The organism is Streptomyces sp. HmicA12 (assembly GCF_000373565.1).
Lineage (GTDB): Bacteria > Actinomycetota > Actinomycetes > Streptomycetales > Streptomycetaceae > Streptomyces.
The window spans coordinates 241,634-257,827 of sequence record NZ_KB891802.1; the positions used below are offsets into that span (position 1 = coordinate 241,634).

8 protein-coding genes are annotated in these 16,194 nt (G+C 69.1%); 2 read left to right on the top strand and 6 right to left on the bottom strand.

Features of this window, described 5'->3' with window-relative positions; all coding sequences use genetic code 11:
• Window positions 1–350: 350 nt before the first annotated feature.
• From B072_RS0111990 to B072_RS0112010, 5 genes are all read right to left on the bottom strand, one after another.
• The gene (locus B072_RS0111990) at window positions 351–2,525 is read right to left on the bottom strand and encodes a DEAD/DEAH box helicase (protein WP_018530188.1); all 2,175 of its coding nucleotides are present in this window, start codon (window positions 2,523–2,525) and stop codon (window positions 351–353) included.
• Window positions 2,522–3,853, bottom strand: a complete 1,332-nt coding sequence (brxD, locus tag B072_RS0111995) for a BREX system ATP-binding protein BrxD (protein WP_018530189.1) — start codon at window positions 3,851–3,853, stop codon at window positions 2,522–2,524. The genes B072_RS0111990 and brxD overlap by 4 nt, the downstream gene beginning before the upstream one ends.
• Window positions 3,850–6,582: a BREX-2 system phosphatase PglZ gene (pglZ, locus tag B072_RS0112000; RefSeq protein WP_018530190.1), complete on the bottom strand. Its 2,733-nt coding sequence runs from the start codon at window positions 6,580–6,582 to the stop codon at window positions 3,850–3,852. The genes brxD and pglZ overlap by 4 nt, the downstream gene beginning before the upstream one ends.
• On the bottom strand, window positions 6,579–10,505 hold the full coding sequence (locus B072_RS0112005) for a hypothetical protein (protein WP_018530191.1): 3,927 nt from the start codon (window positions 10,503–10,505) through the stop codon (window positions 6,579–6,581). Before B072_RS0112005 ends, pglZ begins: the two co-directional genes overlap by 4 nt.
• Window positions 10,506–10,610: 105 nt before the next feature.
• Window positions 10,611–11,048 (bottom strand): ATP-binding protein, encoded by a 438-nt coding sequence (locus B072_RS0112010; RefSeq protein ID WP_018530192.1) that lies wholly within the window; start codon window positions 11,046–11,048, stop codon window positions 10,611–10,613.
• 228 nt (window positions 11,049–11,276) lie between these two features.
• On the opposite strand from B072_RS0112010, the gene B072_RS0112015 reads away from it, so the two are divergent.
• Window positions 11,277–12,107, top strand: coding sequence for a helix-turn-helix domain-containing protein (locus B072_RS0112015; RefSeq protein ID WP_018530193.1), 831 nt, complete (start codon window positions 11,277–11,279; stop codon window positions 12,105–12,107).
• On the top strand, window positions 12,104–12,295 hold the full coding sequence (locus tag B072_RS0112020; protein ID WP_018530194.1) for a DUF397 domain-containing protein: 192 nt from the start codon (window positions 12,104–12,106) through the stop codon (window positions 12,293–12,295). Before B072_RS0112015 ends, B072_RS0112020 begins: the two co-directional genes overlap by 4 nt.
• A 22-nt stretch (window positions 12,296–12,317) precedes the next feature.
• On the opposite strand, the gene pglX is transcribed toward B072_RS0112020, so the two are convergent.
• The gene (gene pglX, locus B072_RS0112025; RefSeq protein ID WP_018530195.1) at window positions 12,318–16,157 is read right to left on the bottom strand and encodes a BREX-2 system adenine-specific DNA-methyltransferase PglX; all 3,840 of its coding nucleotides are present in this window, start codon (window positions 16,155–16,157) and stop codon (window positions 12,318–12,320) included.
• Between the last annotated feature and the right edge of the window lie 37 nt (window positions 16,158–16,194).

Here is a 16,194-nt window from a genome sequence, read left to right on the forward strand (position 1 = left end):
TTCAGGCAGGGTTCGACTCTTCGGGGTCGGGCCCTTGTTTTTTCCCGTGCTGGGATGGTGCTGGGATAGCTGACCCCTCGTCACCTGTCGTCATCCCTGGTCATCCGTACCGTGCTGGGATGAGGGCGCGCCCGCGTGAGTGGGAAAGCGGGACGTTGCCCGAGTCATCGCCGCGGCAGTCGAGCGCGAGCTGTGCGGGCAGGTCTTTGACGGGTACCTGGCGGACGAGGGGGACCGCAGAGGACTTGCCTCCGAGCCGGTTCGTCAGCGGGCGCGGCAGGGTCTGTGAGGGGGGATCGCCGAGGAGGCTGAGTCATGAAGGAACGCAGGGTTCCCGCCTCGGCCCTCGTTCAACTTCCGGATTGCAGAGTCAGAAACCGGACCGGTGCATTTAGTGTCAGATGGGCCCCTGGCTCGTCGACGGTGCGCGCAGCAAGTGTTGCTTCGGCCAGCCTGGCGGGGAGGGCGTCGGCGAACTTCAGTCCGCGTACCGCTTGACTGTCAACATCGGGCAAACACAGTCCTTCGCGTGCCTGGGTGATAGCAGCAGCCCAGGCTTTGGGTGTGATGTCGTCCCGCAGCCTGATCCAGTGGGCGTGGGCTCTCCGATGGGGCGATACTGCGGGCGCCAGGGTTGCGGCGAGAGTCGCGTTGGCGCGCTGCCCGGCCCAGGTCCACCAGCGGATGTCTCCACCGGGGCGGCGGGCAATGACGCTGCCCCCTGGGTGCACCGTGTCGAGATGTGCCTCACGGGCTTCACCGAGGCGGGCCGTGGCCCGTGAGGTGAGGCGCACGGGTGGGTCCTCGCCGAGGAGGATGTCACGCGCGGCTCGCGCCAGCTCGTACGACAGGATGCGCTCGGCGCCGAAGCCGCTCCACCGGGCGCGTCCGCCGTCGTCGACCGGAGTGACGAAGCAGCGGCGGCGGCTGAAATCGATGTGGGTGACCTGCCAGCTGCGTCCCGCCAGTAGGAGCCTGCGCGGCCCTTGGACCTCCTCGGTGAGCAGGTCGGGGTCGGTTCTGCCGATCTCGGTGCGGCCGTTGAGCACGGTGAACTCGGGCGGGGCGGTGAAGACCGCTGTCAGGTTCATGAAATGACGGTGGCCGTAGCGATGTTCGGCCTCGGGGCCAATGAACAGCATGCCTGAGTCCTGGTCGAGGTAGCCCTGTTCGACCAGGTGCCGCACGACAGGTGCGGCGCTGGGACCGAAGGGTCCGATGCCGCCCCACCATTGCTGCCACAGGTTTTCGCCGACTCGGTGCTCCTGAAGGCACAGGGCGAGCAGTTGCTGGGCAACGAGGTGGCGGGGTTCGGGAGGAGGCGTGACCGGTTCCACCCAGCCGCGCGCCCATTGCAGCAGGAGCGCTGCGGATGCGAGGAGTCCTTCGTCGTCCAGAGCGAGGAAGAGACAGTTGCGGCTGGTGCCGGTGCGTCGTCCGGTGCGGCCGATCCGTTGGAGGAAGGCGGCGACGGTTCGGGGCGCGTCGAGCTGGATGACGCGGTCGAGGTCACCCACGTCAATGCCGAGCTCCAAGGTGCTGGTGGACACGATCACACAGTCGCGGGCCTCTGCGAACGCCGCCTCGGCCCGGCGGCGCTCGTCCACCGAGAGCGAGGCGTGGGAGAGGAAAGTGGTGACTCCTCGCAGGCGAAGCTGCTCGCCCAACTCTTCTACGGCACGGCGGCTTTCGCAGAAGACAAGCCGCTTCTCGCCTCGGTGGAGGGACGAAATGACGAGCGCTGCGTTGGCGACGGAGCCTACGTAGTCGAGTTCGATGTCGCCGGCGGGAGGGATCGCGGTCGTCGAGGGAGCCGGCAGCTGGGCCTGGGGCGCGATGACCTGACCGACGCGCGTGCCGTGTCCTGAACCTTGTAGCCAGTCGAGAAGTTCAGCGGGGTTTCCGACGGTCGCGGACAGGCCGACCCGTTGGAGTGGGCGGCCTGCGATGCGCTGCAGGCGTTCCAGGACAGCCAGCAGGTGCCAACCCCGGTCGTCACCAGCGAAGGCATGTACCTCGTCGATGATGATCGAGTGCAGACCGCTGAAGAAGGAGCGGTGATCGACGTGACTGCTGACCAGCATCGACTCAAGGGATTCGGGTGTGGTCAGCAGGATATCGGGGCGTTGGATCAGAAGTCGGCGGCGGCGTGTGGTGGTGATGTCTCCGTGCCACAGACCGGTGCTACGGCCCAGCCAACCCGCGTACGCCTCCAGCCTGGGATGGAGGTTGTTGAGAAGCGCCTTCAGAGGGCACACGTACAGGACGCTCGTGCCCTTCCAGCCGCTGAGGTTCATGCGGCTCAGCAAAGGGAAGACGGAGGCTTCGGTCTTGCCGCCCGCGGTGGGGGCGAGCAAGACGGCATCCTGACCCGCGAGGAGTGGCGCGACGGCCTCTTCCTGAAGCGGGCGCAGGGCAGGCCAGCCAAGGCTGTTGACGATGTGATGCTGGAGTACGGGGTCCAGTAGGTCGAACGAGTCAGGGGCGTCCCATGCTCCTGCGCCTTCGGACGGACGGTGCGTCACGGTAGGTCCAGCGGGATGTCCGCTGCACTGGTCGCCGCGTTGCGTTCCACTGCGCTGAGCTCGGCCGTCTGCAATGTGAGAGCGTAGTGCTGTCGCGGGTCGAAGTCGTCGAATTCGTCGATGCGGTCCAGGACATCGGCGACAAGCTTGCGCAGGTACAGACGCGGGGCGATGCCGACCTTGCCGCCGAGCGCGCCCGTGACAGCGCGAGCCAGCTCGTCCAGGTAAGCGTCGTCCGCTCGCTGAGCGACCCGTTCGGGATGACGGGCGTCCGCGACATAGATGTCAAGCACCTTGCGCCCCAGGCTGCCGAGAGAGGCGAGGTCGAAGCCGGGCAGGCGTAGTTGGACGGCGCGTGGCGAGTCGAAACGCGGGTCGGTCGTGAAGTCTGTGGTCAGGCGTTGGGCGAGGGGCGCAAGACGCTGTACACCCTGCTGCCCGTCGTAGAAGGCGGGAGTGCCGGTGATGACGAGGAAGAGACCGGGGAAACGGCCCGTGTCGATCTCGTCGAGGAGCTGGCGCAGCGCGTTGAGGGACTTCTCGCGGACGTCGCCGCGCACCCGCTGCAAGGTCTCGACTTCGTCGAGGACGAGCAGGAGCCCGGGATGCCCGCAGTCTCGGAGAACGGTGAGTAGTCCCTGAAGGAAGCCGAGGGCGGCGAAGTGGTCGAGGTCGCCGCGGATGCCTGCGGCCCGCTTCGCTGCGGCGGCCACCGACTTCTGTCCGCCCAGCCAGGCGATGAGAGCTTCGGCGAGGGCGCCGTCACCGGCTGCCACGGCCCGTCGGTAGCCGCGGAGCGCGGCGGAGAAGGCGGGCGTGGTCCGGGCCACAGCAGCCAGCCGCTGTTCCAGGAGTACATCGACGGCGGCTGCCAGCGCTTCCTCGTCTTCGTCCGCTACTTCGCCTCCGGCCAGAGCCTCCTCCTCCAGCGCGTAGAACCAGGAGTCGATGACGGCACGCAGCGCGGACGGTTGGTGGGTGGCGGTGGCCAGTCGTTCGGTGAGCCGACGGTAGACGGTCTCCAGGCGGTGCAACGGCGTCTCGGTCTCGGAGATCTGCACCTCACTGACGGCGAGCCCGCGTCGCTTGGCCCGTTCCGCCAGCCAGCGGGCGAAGAAGGTCTTGCCGGATCCGTACTCGCCGCGCAGAGCGTGGAATGCGGCCCCGCCGCGGGCGACGGTGGTCAGATCGTCGTCGAGCGCAGCCTCGAAGCGGTCCAGGCCGACGGCGAACAGCCCGAGTCCCGCTTGCGGGACGGTTCCGCGGCGCAGGGCGTCGACCACGTCGCGGCGGCGCGCGGCGCTGATGTCGAGGGCCGGGCGGGTCATGTGGTGCCTTTCGAGGACGGGAACTGCTGCTCCAGCAGGGCGCGGTCGAGTTGCACGGTGCGCCCTGATTCGACGAGGCGGAGCACCGGATAGCCGTCGATGTTGAGCAGGCGTTCCAGCATCGTGGCGAACCGAGCGGGATTGCGCTGCGATTTGCCAGTGGCGGCCTGGGCGGCCGCGGCGACCGCGCCTGGGGAGAGTTTCCCGCCCGCTGCGTCCAGGGCGTCCAGTGCGGCAGCGACCGCCTTCCTTTCGGGCGCGCCACGGACGAACTCGAGCTGCGACTTGTACGGGGCGCTGCCTACGGTGCGCCATCCGAGGGTGAGGGCGTCGGGCGTGGCCCTGCCCTCGGCCGCCTTCTGCCGTTCTTGCGCTGCTGCGGGGGCGGCAGCGGCGGGAGAGGTCTCGGCGGTCTCGGACACGGTCCACCACGAGGGCACGATGGACTCGGGCGGTAGCAGCACCCATCCGGACGGCACTGCTCCGCCGGACGGCACCAGGGTGATCACGGGGACGGTGACCTCGGCGAGCGAGGCACCGCCGTGATACCCGGCCTGCCGAGCGGTGTAGCGCAAGTCGTCGCGCCACGCCGCAGTGATGCGTTTGCCGTCCGTCAGGACGCGCGGACCTGCCAGGACGACCTCGCCGTCCTTCGGCGCCCCGGTACGCCAGCGGGCCCCCCGCACTCCTGTGACCTCCGTGGGCGGGTGGCCGCGTTCGGTGCGGTCGACGATGTGGCCGTGGTCGGAGATCAGGACCACCGGGCGTCCGTAGTCGCGGGCGGCGTTCAGCAGGTCGGGCAGTTTGCCGAGGCCAGCTAGGTCCCAGCGGCCACGGGTCGACTCCCGTCCGTCGGCCAGGGCATCGTCGATGGTGTTGAGGACGACCGCGACGATGTCGTCCGAGGCGAGCGCCTGGACGAGTTCGGGGGCGAGCCGGTGCCCGGGCGGGCCTTCGTAGCCACCCTTGTGGAAGAGGTGCGCGCCGCGGTGTCGACGGCGCCAGAAAGAGGTGAACCCCGTCCGCTCGGCGGCCTGTCCGCCCTCGGAGGCACGGCCGGACAGCAGCGAAGCCCTGCTGACGCGAGTGATGGACGGCAATATCGACACGGCCGCTCGGCGCCGCGGCCCGGGGCCCCCCGCGGCAGCGGGCACGATCTCGGTCCACACCCGCCGGTCCAGGTCCGAGGCGAGGCTGACGGCGACGTCCGCGCTCATTCCGTCCAGTACGAGGATCAGTGGACGGCCACCGTTCTGGGCGAGTGGGGCCGCTGCTTTGGCGAGGGCGTCCTCGATGAGCAGGGCGCCGCCATCGGCCTGCTGACAGGCGTTCTCGGACCAGGCGGCCAGCAACTTGGCGAAATGGGCGTCATCGGCGGTGCGACGGACGCGGGCGGCTCCTATCAGCCTTCGGTAGGCCTCTCCGATGGCTGTGTCGCGGTAGGCGTCTCCTTCCGCGAGGACGCCGATGGCCAGGTCGGTCCAGCCGGACGAGGACATGTGCTGCTGCACGGCCTGGCTGACGGTGGCGGGCGCCGCGGGCTCGGTGGCGAGCCAGCGCATCAGGCGGACGGCGGTGCGTGCGGTCTCGGTGGAATCGGCATGCACGGAGGCGAGCTGGTGGGATTCCAGATCGCGCAGCGCGGATTCGGCCAGGGCGACGGCGCCTTCGCCGCGGCTGCCCAGGCAGGCGGACAAGGTGCGCAGCCGCCCCAGGTAGCCGGAGGGCAGCAGCCGGTCGCCGCGTACGAGGTCGGTGAGGCGGGCGTCGGCGGCGAGCCGGTCGGCGCGTTCGAGGACGGTGATGACCCGGTCGCGGGTGCCGCCGGAGGACGTGGAGCCCTCTGCCCGGGCGATCCAGCGGGTGAGGACGCCGGTGGCGGCGTCGGCGAAGGGCCGCAGCGTTTCGAAGGAGGCGAGCGCCGGACCGAACAGCGTGCCGAGGGCGAATCCGGCGGCTTCGGGAGCCTGGGAGGCCAGCGCGGCGGATGCCAGCGCGCCCAGTGGCAGCGCGTCACCGCCGCGGCCCTCGGCGGCGAGCGTGAGCAGGGTGGCAGCGGCCGGGCCGACGGTTCGGGTCAGCCAGGTCTGCAGGCCGCGCCGTTCGCTGTCGGCCAGGGCGGCGTAGCGGGCGGGCCCGGCCGGGCTGCGGGTCCAGGCGAAGAGGGCGTCGGCGTCCAGGTCGAGGGTGTCGGAAGCGACGTTGCCCAGGCCGAGGCGTGCGTCGAGCAGGGCTCGTACGGCCCGGTCACGGGTGAGGACGGCGCCGGTGCGGGGCCAGCCGTCGAGGGGCTCGGCCTGCAGCAGCCCGTCGAGGAGCCAGTGCTCACCGAGCATCCGCGGGTCCAGATCGGTGGCGCCGAAGAGCTGGGTGACGATTTCGGCGCGGTCGACGGGCAACGGCTGACGGTGCACAGCGTGGGCGCGCAGGTCCAGGCTGAGCTGCTCTGCGGGCACGGTGCCGGTGACGACGAGCACGCTGTCGTCCTGGGGCCCGCTGCCCGCCACATGACGGTGCCAGGCGTCCGTGACGCCGAGCGGGGAGTCCTGGTCGGTGACGACGACGCGGCGGTGCCCTTCGCCGACCGGGACGGTGAACTCGGTGTCCTTCTCCGTGGCGTCCCAGACGGCATCGACGAGGACCAGCCGACGGCCCGGCGCCTCCTTGAGCTCGCTGTGCAGGAGCACCTCGATGGCCCGCCGGCCGGCGACCGGCCGAGTGGCTGTCACGGCGTCTCACCGTCCTGCCGCGCCTGCCGCGCCTGCCAGGAGATTTCCACCGGAGTGTTCGGGTGCAGGGCGCGGAACGCCTCGATGTCCTCACGTACGGCGTCGAGGTCGGCGTGGAGTGCCGCCGGGCCCGGAGCGATGACGCGCCGTCCGGCGCGGCGGGGGGTGCCGGGTCCGGGCGCGGGCTCGGGATCCCAGGACAGCGGGTCCTGCTGCCCCTGCACGGGGCCCTTCGGACCCGAGGGTACGGGCGGAGTGCCGTGCTCGGAGAGGGGGATCCGGTCGGCGTCGATCTCGGAGGTCGGCCCGGCGGGCTCGTCGGCGGGAGCGGACCGTTCCAGGCGCAGCGCGGCGTCGAGCAGAGCGAGCCCGCTCTCGCGGACCTCGCGGAGCAGGGGGATCAGGGACCGCTCACGTTCCGGCGCGCGCGCGGCGTCGCCGATGCGGTCCATGAGCTGCTGCGCGCGGTCGCCGATGCTGTCGTCGCGCCCGGTGAGGGCACGCACGCTGGACAGCAGCCGCCAGTCGGCGGTGTTCAGGGCCGTCAGCACGTCCGCCGCGCTGTCCATAGCATGGGACAGGTCACGGGCAGGGGTCTCGTACGAGACGGAGGCCAGCTCGCTCACCAGGCCGGTGGCGTCTTCGGCGTGGCGTACGAGGCGGGCCAGGAGGGCTTCGGCCTCGCGCAGCAGCGCGCCTCGAGGAGTGGCGGTGACGCCGTCGGGGCCGTCGAGTCCGAGGAGCGCGGCGTGCCGGTTCAGCACGGTGCGCACTCCGCCGACGTTCTCCTCGTACGCCTTCGCCCGGGCGAGGACGTCGGAGGCGAGCCCATTGACATTCCGTGCGAAAAGGCCCGGCTTGGCGGGCACTCCGAACAGTCGCCCGGCGCGGTCCCGGGCGGTGGCGTACTCCTCCTCGGTCGGCAGCTGCTGTGCGCGCAGTTTCCAGCCCAGGCTGATGTCGGCGAGCGGCGGAGGCGTGGTCTCGGTGCCGGAGTACAGCACCCACGAGCGGTCGTCGAGGAGGGCGTAGGCGGCGATGAGGAGACTGGAGACCAGCTTGTCGAGGCCGCCCAGACCGAGGTCGTCCCTGATCCAGTTTCGGATGTCCTCGACGGGCAGCTCGCCGTCCTCGTCGCGGGCTGCGGCGGCCCGGTTGATGCGCGTACGCAGCTGGTCGCCGTTGATCACGAGCGGGCCGTCGTGGACAGTGCCGAGACCCAGGGGCTCCACGATGCGCTTGACGGTGCGCAGGTCCTTCACGTCGACCGGGATGCGGCCGCCCTCGTCCATGGCCTTGGTGATCCAGTCCAGGGCCGTGGCGAGCTCGGACGGGGTGACGGCCTTCGGGATGCTGCCCGGTCCGGGGCCGAAGTCGGGGTGCTTGGGGTACAGGGCGGAGAGCAGCCCGTCGGCGAGCTGCGCCACGGCCTGTACGAACGGCTTGCTGCCTTCGGGCTGCGGGCGCGGGTACTCGGGCTGCAACGAGAGCACGTGCTGCCCGTCGTACACCTCGGCGCCACGGGTGCCCTCGGTGGCCTCGGCGAGCCCGTACACCTCGCGCAATGATTCGACCAGGGTGCGGGTGAGGTTCTCGCGGGCGTGCTCGAGCTGGCGGCGGGCCTTGGCGCGGTCGTCCGGCGAGTAGTTGCGGATGTACTCGGAGAGCCGGTCGCGCTCGAGGAGGAAGTTGATCCTCATGAGGCGCCCGAGCTGGGCCTTGCGCTGCTCGGAGAAGTGGTCGCACAGCCAGACCAGGACGGGGGCGCCGGACGAATTTGCCTTCCGCAGGCTGGTGACCCGCCGATAGGCGTCGTCGGGGGAGTGGCCCGGCTTCTCGTCGAAGGGGCTGTCGAGGATGATCCTGAGGTTTCCGGCGGTGGCGGGTTCGAATGCTTCGTCGGCGATGCTGCGCGGGCCGGAGCGCACCGTGCCGAACACGAACTCCACGGTGCGCTCCGAACCGCGCCAGACGATCTTCTTGTCGTCGAAGAGCTGGCCCTGCCGCCCGGTGAGACCCAGCTCTTCCCACAGCCGCTCACGCAGCCAGGCACGCCGAGCCCCCCACTTGTCCTCGCCGGCAACATCGTCAAGGATCGGCTCGATGTCCAGATCGGACAGGTGCAGCGAGTAGACGGGGTCGTCGCTGCCCTCGGAGCGCAGCTCGGAGGGGAACTCGCCCTGCAGCGCCCGGATGCGCTGCACGACCTTGTCCCGTACGGGCACGGCCCGCGACCGTACGGAGCCGTGGTTGAGGGCGGCGAGCCTGCTGGCGGTGAGGCGGCGCAGCGCAGGCACGTCGGGCGCGAGGGCGGCGAGCAGCAGCGTCTTGACGAAGCGCTCGTCGGCGATGAAGTCGGGATGGTCGGCCCGCCCGTACTTGCCGAGCAGGAAGCGCCGGGCCCGCGCGTGGAAGCGGCGGGCGGTCTCCGACTCCTGCTGCAGCCTGCTGGTGAAGGCAGTGCTCTGGTTGTCGACGAGGACGTCCCACAGGTCGCCGAGCGGGACAAGGCGTCCGATCTCGGCATCCGCGTTCTTCTCCAGCAGCTGCTGGACGAGCTTGAGTCCTGTGCGCTCGCGCTGGAGCGTCCCGGCCAGGGCGACCAGCACGTTCAGCAGGGCCGGTGAGAGCGGGTACACGGCCCGGAAGTCGTCCCAGCCGGCGCCGGTGGCACCCTCGCCGTCGAGCAGTACGTCCTTGACGAGCTGGCCCGCTTTGTCGACCCCGGCGAACGCGGCGTCGAGCGCCTGCTCCTGCCCCGCGCGCGGCTTGAGCACCCGCTCCTTGATGATGTCCGGGAGGTTGCTGTCCTCCAGGTCGATGACGGTGACGCGCTCCTTGAGGTACTCCAGGGCGTGCTGGAGGTTCTCCACGTCCGAGCCGAGGATGTCGGAGCCGACGAGCTGGGACAGGTCACGCTGACGAGAGATGAACGAGATGATTGGTACCGGCCGGTCGGGGTTGCTCGACTCGATCAGCTTGACCAGCTTCTGGATCTCGTCGTTGATGAACGTCCGGTCGGACATCCTGGCCTGCAGCCACAGCACCAGCTCGTCCAGGAACAGCACCACACCGTCGTAGTTGAGCCGCTGGGCGTGCTTGCTCATCTCGCTGAGCCCGTCGTCCAGCGACACGTATGCGGTTGCGTCGCCACTGACGGTTTCCGCGTATGACTTGTTGGGCCCCTTGAACAGGGCAGTGAGGAGCTGATCGCGCTGCAGGTCACCCGCGGGGGCCTTGAAGGCAGCGTCCAGAGCATCCTTGGTCCAGCCGAGGACGGGGGCGGGGCCAATGGGCTGCAGCTCGTCGTCCTCGTTGCTGTCAGTGGCGTCGTCGTCCGTGGTGTTCTCGTGGGGGGCTACGGGCGCGGGCAGCAGCTTGATGAACGCCTCGTCACCGATGCTCTCGCGCAGCGCTCGCGCATCCGCGAGCAGCGAGTCGGCCCGGAACACCAGCGGTGTCGCTTCGTCCGGGTGTAGCCGTCGCACCGTCTTCACGTAGCCGCCCAGCAGCGCCGCCTCCAGGCTGGCCGCGCCCACCAGGTGGTAGGGCACCATCAGGAATCGCTTCCCCGGCAGCCAGCCCTGGTTCTCGGAGACCACCTCGCGCAGCCGCGGCTTGTCCTGGACGGCCTGGTCCCCGTTGAGCACAGCATGCAGGACGGAGAGGAAGTGGCTCTTACCGGATCCGAAGGAGCCGTGCAGGTACGCGGCCTCCGAACCGTTCTTGCGCAGAGCGCTGCCGATGAGCTTCAGAGCCTTGCGGAACTCCCCCTGAAGCTGCGACGTGACGACATAGTCCTTGACCGACCCGGCGGCCTTACCGACGAATCCCTCGGTCAGGGCGACCTTGAAGTCCCCGGAGTGAAGGTCCTCCCTGATGTCGAGAACGTCCCTCAGCACCGTCCCGCTGCCTCGCGCCATCAGCCGCTTCCGCTCCCCACGTCTGTCCGTACTTCTGCCCCGTACCTCTGTCCATCTATGGTGCCAGGGGTACGGCCGATGAGGGGACGGTCGAAGCAAGCAAGGTCAACGGAGGCGGCGGGTCAGCACCGCCCACACCGTCTTGCCAGGCGCGCCCGCGCGGGGCGCCACACCCCAGGTCTCGGCGAGCGCGGCGACGATGAGGAGACCGCGGCCCGTTTCGGCGCAGTCGTTCGGTGCCTCGGTGGTGGGCAGACGCTCGCCCCTGGTGTCGCTGACCTCGATGCGCAGCCGTTCCTCGGCGGGGAGCAGGACGAGACGCAGTAGGGCGTCACGGCCCGGGACAGCACCGTGGGTGACAGCGTTCGCCGCGAGCTCGGCGACGACGAGACTCGCGTTCTGGCTGACGGGCGAGTCGTAGCCGTACCCCCAGGAGTCGAGGCTGTGCGCGGCTAGGCGCCGGGCGAGGCGGGCGCCACGCGGGGTGGAGGTGAAGCGCAGATCGAAGGTGGTCGGGGTGGGCGTGTTCGTGGGGGAGGTCATACGTCGACGGTGGCGCGGGTGAGGCGACGGCGGACAGGGGGTGAGCTGGTACGGGGATGGACTGTCGGGGTGGGCGGGGTGGTTGTCGGGGTTGTACGAGTCACTCACATGGGAGAACTCCAGATGATCGGGCGGCGGGAGGGGGTGAGTTGTCCGTACGCTGATGAACTTGCCTGCGTGTGAGCGCAGTTGGGGTGCTGCGGGCTCTACGGTCGAGGGGCGGCGGACATGGAACTGGTGGACGTCGATGCCGGGGCGGAGTCGGGGAACGGGTTCCTGCGCTGCTTCGGGCGCCAGGTGAAGCTGCTCCGGGAGGCGGCGGGCCTCACCCAGGCGGAGCTCGGGGCGCTTGTGGGGTACGGGGAGGCACAGATCGCGTCCGTGGAGCAGGGGCGGCGCATTCCCAAGCCGGGGCTTGTGGCTGACCTGGATCGGGTGTTGGGGGCGGGTGGGGTGCTGGTGGCTATGAAGGGGGAGGTGGAGAGGGCTCGGTATCCGGGGTTCTTCCGGGAGTTCGCTCGTCTTGAGGCAGAGGCCGTCGAACTGCACGCCTACGACGTCCTGTTGGTGAACGGACTGCTCCAGTGCGAGGAGTATGCGCGGGCCGTATTCGAGATGTGGCGCCCGCTGCTCGACGAGGAGACCGTCGAGCAGCGGCTCGGGGCGAGGCTGATGCGGCAGAAGATCTTCTCCCGAAAGCCCGCGCCGCTCATGAGCTTCGTCATTGAAGAGGCGGCGCTCCGGCGACCGTTGGGTGGGCGACGGGTGCTGCAATGTCAGTTGGAACAACTGCTGATTGTGGGACACCAGCGGAACGTCGAGATCCAGGTCATGCCGATCGAGCGGGACGAACACGCCAGCCTGGCAGGCCCGTTCACGTTGCTCCTTGCCAAGACTCGGCGCAGGATGGCCTACGTGGAGGCGCAGAGTCAGAGCATCGTGCATTCGGACGCGGCGAAGGTTCAGAATCTCGAAGCCACGTATGGCGTTCTGCGGGCCCAGGCGCTGACTCCGAAGGAGTCGCTGGGCTGGATCGAGAGGTTCTTGGGAGAGTTGTGACAGCGAACAGCGGAAAGCTGGCAGAGCTGGTCTGGATGAAGAGCAGCTACAGCGCTGGAGACGGCGGTCAGTGCGTCGAGGTCGCCCGGACGGTCACGCTCGTGCACGTACGAGACTCCAAGCGGGCCGTGGGGCCGGTCCTCACAATCGCCCCCACGGAGTGGACCGTGTTCCTGAAGGCGATGTGAGGACCGGGGGTGGAGGTGGTCGCTAGTCGCTGGACTTGCGACGGGCGCCGCCCTGCTTCTTCTCGGGGCGCCAAGCGTCGAGGTCGGCCTGGGAGAGGTCGCGGCCGAACAGGCCCGCGGTGAGGGCGCTGTTGAACTCCTCGGCCGGGTTACCTTCCCACTCCTCGTCGTACGTGTCGTGCCACTGCTTGACCCAGGGCATGACCTCCGCGAGTCCGGCGAGGAGCGGGACGTAACGGGGATCCTCCTTGGTCCAACCATCAAGGTTCAGGCGGTCGTTGAGGAGGTTTACGAGGGCTTCGGCCTGGTGGCGGTGGTTCCAGCCGGCCCAGCCGATGAGGAGGGACGGGTCGTTGTCCGGGGAGGAACCCGGGTAGGAGATGAACCGCTCCTTGGGGACGTCAAGCTTGCCGCGGTTCGACCAGTAGCTGTGCTTGAGGAAGTCGGCGGAGGTGTACTTGGGCGGGGCCTTGATGTCGCGCCGCTCGCCGTCCTCGTCCTCCTCGCGCTGCTCCTGCCACACCTGCTCCCACTGGGCGCGCTTGCGCAGGCCGGACTCCTTGTAGCGGAGGGCGGCGAGGTGGGGGACGTGCTCAGCCTCGATGACAGCGGCCAGGGCCGTGGACGTCGGGACGTCGTGCTTGTCGAGGTGGTCGGCAGCGTAGAGCGCGGCGACGTCCCGGACGTCCTCGTCGTGGCGGAGGGCGTCGGCGAGCTGGTAGATGGTGAGCGGGCGCGGCGAGTCGATCCCATCCCGCTCCTCGAACCACAACTCCTCACGCTCACAGGCGTCGAGCAGCCAGGCCCGCAGGGCGGCTTCCTCGCGCTTCTTCCAGAGCACGGTGGACCAGCGCCGCTTGAACTCCGGCCGCTCGACGAGCCGGATGTCCTTGTTCTCAGCGATGAGATCGAGGCGCGCCTGAACGATTTGGCGGTAGGACTCGGGCCAGCAGGCGGGGATCTCGGTGGTCCGGTTCTCGGTGGACCAGTGACGCTCGAACCAGGCGGTGTCCGCTCCGCTGCGGGCCAGAGCGATCTCGAACGCCCGTTGTCCGAGCTTGAGCTGTGGCACGTCGGCATCGGCGATCTCGGCCGGGTCGCCGGACAGCGTGGTCCGGGCTACCTCGTCGGGCGTGAGCAGCCCGTACAGCCCGTACACGGTCCAGTCCAACTCTTCCTGAAGCAGGATCATGCGTGTCCGGATCCGCTTCTGCTCGGCTTCGGCGGCGTCTAGGGCTTCGCGGGTGGGGGATGCTGCTGCGGTTACGGCGGTGGGTTCGTGGGCGGCCAGCTGTTGGGCGAGGGTGTCTAGTTGGCGGGGCAGGGGGAGAGGGAGCTCGGCGGAGAGGGGGAACTCCTGGACTTTAGTTGCGTTGAATTGGTAAAAGCGCTCCCACTCGCTGCTCGTGAAGCCTCCGCCTTCGCCTCGGATGCCCTTGTCGTGGCACATCTGCTTGAGCCAGAAGCAGCCCACTGACGAGTTCAGCACCCCGAGCAACTCAAGGTGCTGCTCCGCGCTCGCGGTCTCGGGCAGCTTAATTACCGGTGCGGTCTGCTTGAACACCTTCCCGCCCCGGTCCAGCACGAAGTGGTTATGGGTGGCGACTTCGCCGTACGCGATCGTCAGTGGTGTCCGATACCGCTCCGCCACCCACCGGTACCAGGTCCACCACGGCTCGTCCGATTCGGCGCGAGTCTTGCCGCCGAACCCGGTGGTCGCCCCGAGCTGTGTCCGCATGGTCCACAGGTGCTGGCCCCAACTGGTCTGCGACTCGAAGGCGATGGGCTCAAGATCGGCGTCGTAGGGCACCAAGGCGGGCTCATCCGCGTCGATGTCCCAGTCCCGCACGACATCGCCCGTTACCAATGGGCGCCGAAGCTTCAGCGCGTCCGGTCGCTGGCGGAACCACGACGGGGATAGGAAGAACACCTCGTCCTGCCCCGGGAAACTCGCGAACCCGATCTTCCCGTCGAGGAGCGCGCTGAGCCGCCGGGGCGCCTTCTCTACCCGGCTCATCAGCCCGGCCGCCCCACCCCCCGAAAGGCTCCACGGAAACGCGGCCAGATCCGCCCGGGGCCGGTCCTCCACACTCACCCATTCCTCAGGACTCACACCCGGCTTCCGCCACTGCGAAACGATCGCCTGCCACACCTTCCCCTGCGCCGGGTCCCTCGGCTGACTGGGCTCCCCCCGCACCCCAAGCACCGCCCGAATCGGCTCCCTCTGCCGCGCCACCTGGTTGCGCCCCGCCAGAATCACCGTCGGCGTACCGTGCCCAGGAATGAACGCCCCGGACGTATCCAGGACATGCGTCAGCTCGATCCCCGCGAAGTTGTCGCGACGCCGCGTCTGCGGGTCCTTATAGGGCCCCCCATGAAAGAACGACTCGATCAGCGTCGCCCCGAACTCCCGCTTCATGAAGGAGTTCGCCGTGATCTGGCCGGTGAAGCCACCGTTACGGTGGTCGCCACCCGCGCGTACCGCCAGCTCGAAGATTCGCTGGGCGAACGGAACCGACAGTGCGTACTTGCCGGAGCAAGCCCAGTAGATCTTGCGGTAGTTCTCGTTCTCGGCCTTGTCCTTGACCGTGATGTAAGGCGGGTTGGCGACGACTACGTGGTAGGAGCCGCGACCGAGCAGGTCCGCCTCCTTCACGTACCGCTTGACGTCCTCCGTGCGGTAGGTGAACGCCGAATCGTCGCGCTCGGCGTCGTCCAGGGTCCGGTCCGTGTCGCGACCCGCCTCGCGCCCGTGCAGCAGGGAGTCGGCGACGGCGATACGGATGGGCATGCCGGGCATGGCCGACAGTCGGCTCTCCCGGCATTCCTGAAGGGCCGCGACGAGTAGGCGGAAACGGGCGATGGAGACGGCGAAGGGGTTCTTGTCGGCGCCGTGGACGGACTCCAGAGCGCGGCGCACCAGGAGCCAGTTCTCCGTTCCAGGCTCGGCCTCTCGCCATGCCGCAAGGACGCGGCGGAAGAGGCCGAGGAGGAAGTGGCCCGAGCCGCACGCCGGGTCGATGCAGCGCAGGCCACGGACGATGGTTTCAGGGGAGCCGTCGGTGCCGATCTCCTCGTACGTCTCGCCCGTCCAGTTCTCGGGGCGGTACTTCCAGGCCGGGTCGAGGCCGAATTCCTCCAGGGCCGGGTCCAAGGTGAGGTCGAGGATGAACTCCTCTACGAAGTCAGGAGTTTGGAGCAGTGCGTACGTCTTGCGGGCGTGCTCGGACAGATCCTGGTAGAGGTCGCCGAGGAAACGGGTGTCGAGGCTGTCCTTGAAGCTGTAACGGAGACGGTTATTCGAGCCGCGTTCGCGCCAGAACGCCAGCAGCCGGGCCGCGGCATCGTAGGACGGGTCGAGTTCCCACAGCGGGTTGTGCGCCCGGTCGAAGAGGCCCGCGGCGACGGGGTGTTCGTCGCCCATCCGGCGGAAGCATTCCTGGAGCCAGTCGCGGTCGTTGAGGGCGGGGTTGGTCCGGAAGAACGCGTCGTGGTTGTCCTGCGCCTCGATGAGCCGCTCACCGGGGCCTGAGATACGGGCGTCGGGGACCAGCCCGTTGTCCTCGCAGAAGCGGACGAAGACACAGGCGAGGACCCAGGCGGCGGCGATCTGTACGACCCGATCCTCCAGCCACGTCTCGTACCGGACCTTGGTGCGCTCGTTGCTGAAGGCATCCTCGTACTCCGCCCTCAAAGCCGTGGCCTTGTCGCTGTCCTCCTGGGCACGCTCGCGCAGGTCCTCCTCCAGGAGCGCGACCTGCTTCTGGAGGTCCTTGAGCAGTGCGGCATGGTCCAGCGGCTCGGCGACGGCATCGTCGATGTCCGTCGCTTCGGCGTTCGTACGGGCTTCCTCGGAGGGCACCGGAGTACCTCTTGTCCTCTCGTTCGGGGACCGGCGT

What these genes read in the sequence shown, in the direction of transcription:
- B072_RS0112005 (WP_018530191.1), bottom strand. Translation starts at nt 10,505, where the DNA reads ATGGCGCGAGGCAGCGGGACGGTGCTGAGGGACGTTCTCGACATCAGG.
- B072_RS0112015 (WP_018530193.1), top strand. Translation starts at nt 11,277, where the DNA reads ATGGAACTGGTGGACGTCGATGCCGGGGCGGAGTCGGGGAACGGGTTC.
- brxD (WP_018530189.1), bottom strand. Translation starts at nt 3,853, where the DNA reads ATGACCCGCCCGGCCCTCGACATCAGCGCCGCGCGCCGCCGCGACGTG.
- B072_RS0112010 (WP_018530192.1), bottom strand. Translation starts at nt 11,048, where the DNA reads ATGACCTCCCCCACGAACACGCCCACCCCGACCACCTTCGATCTGCGC.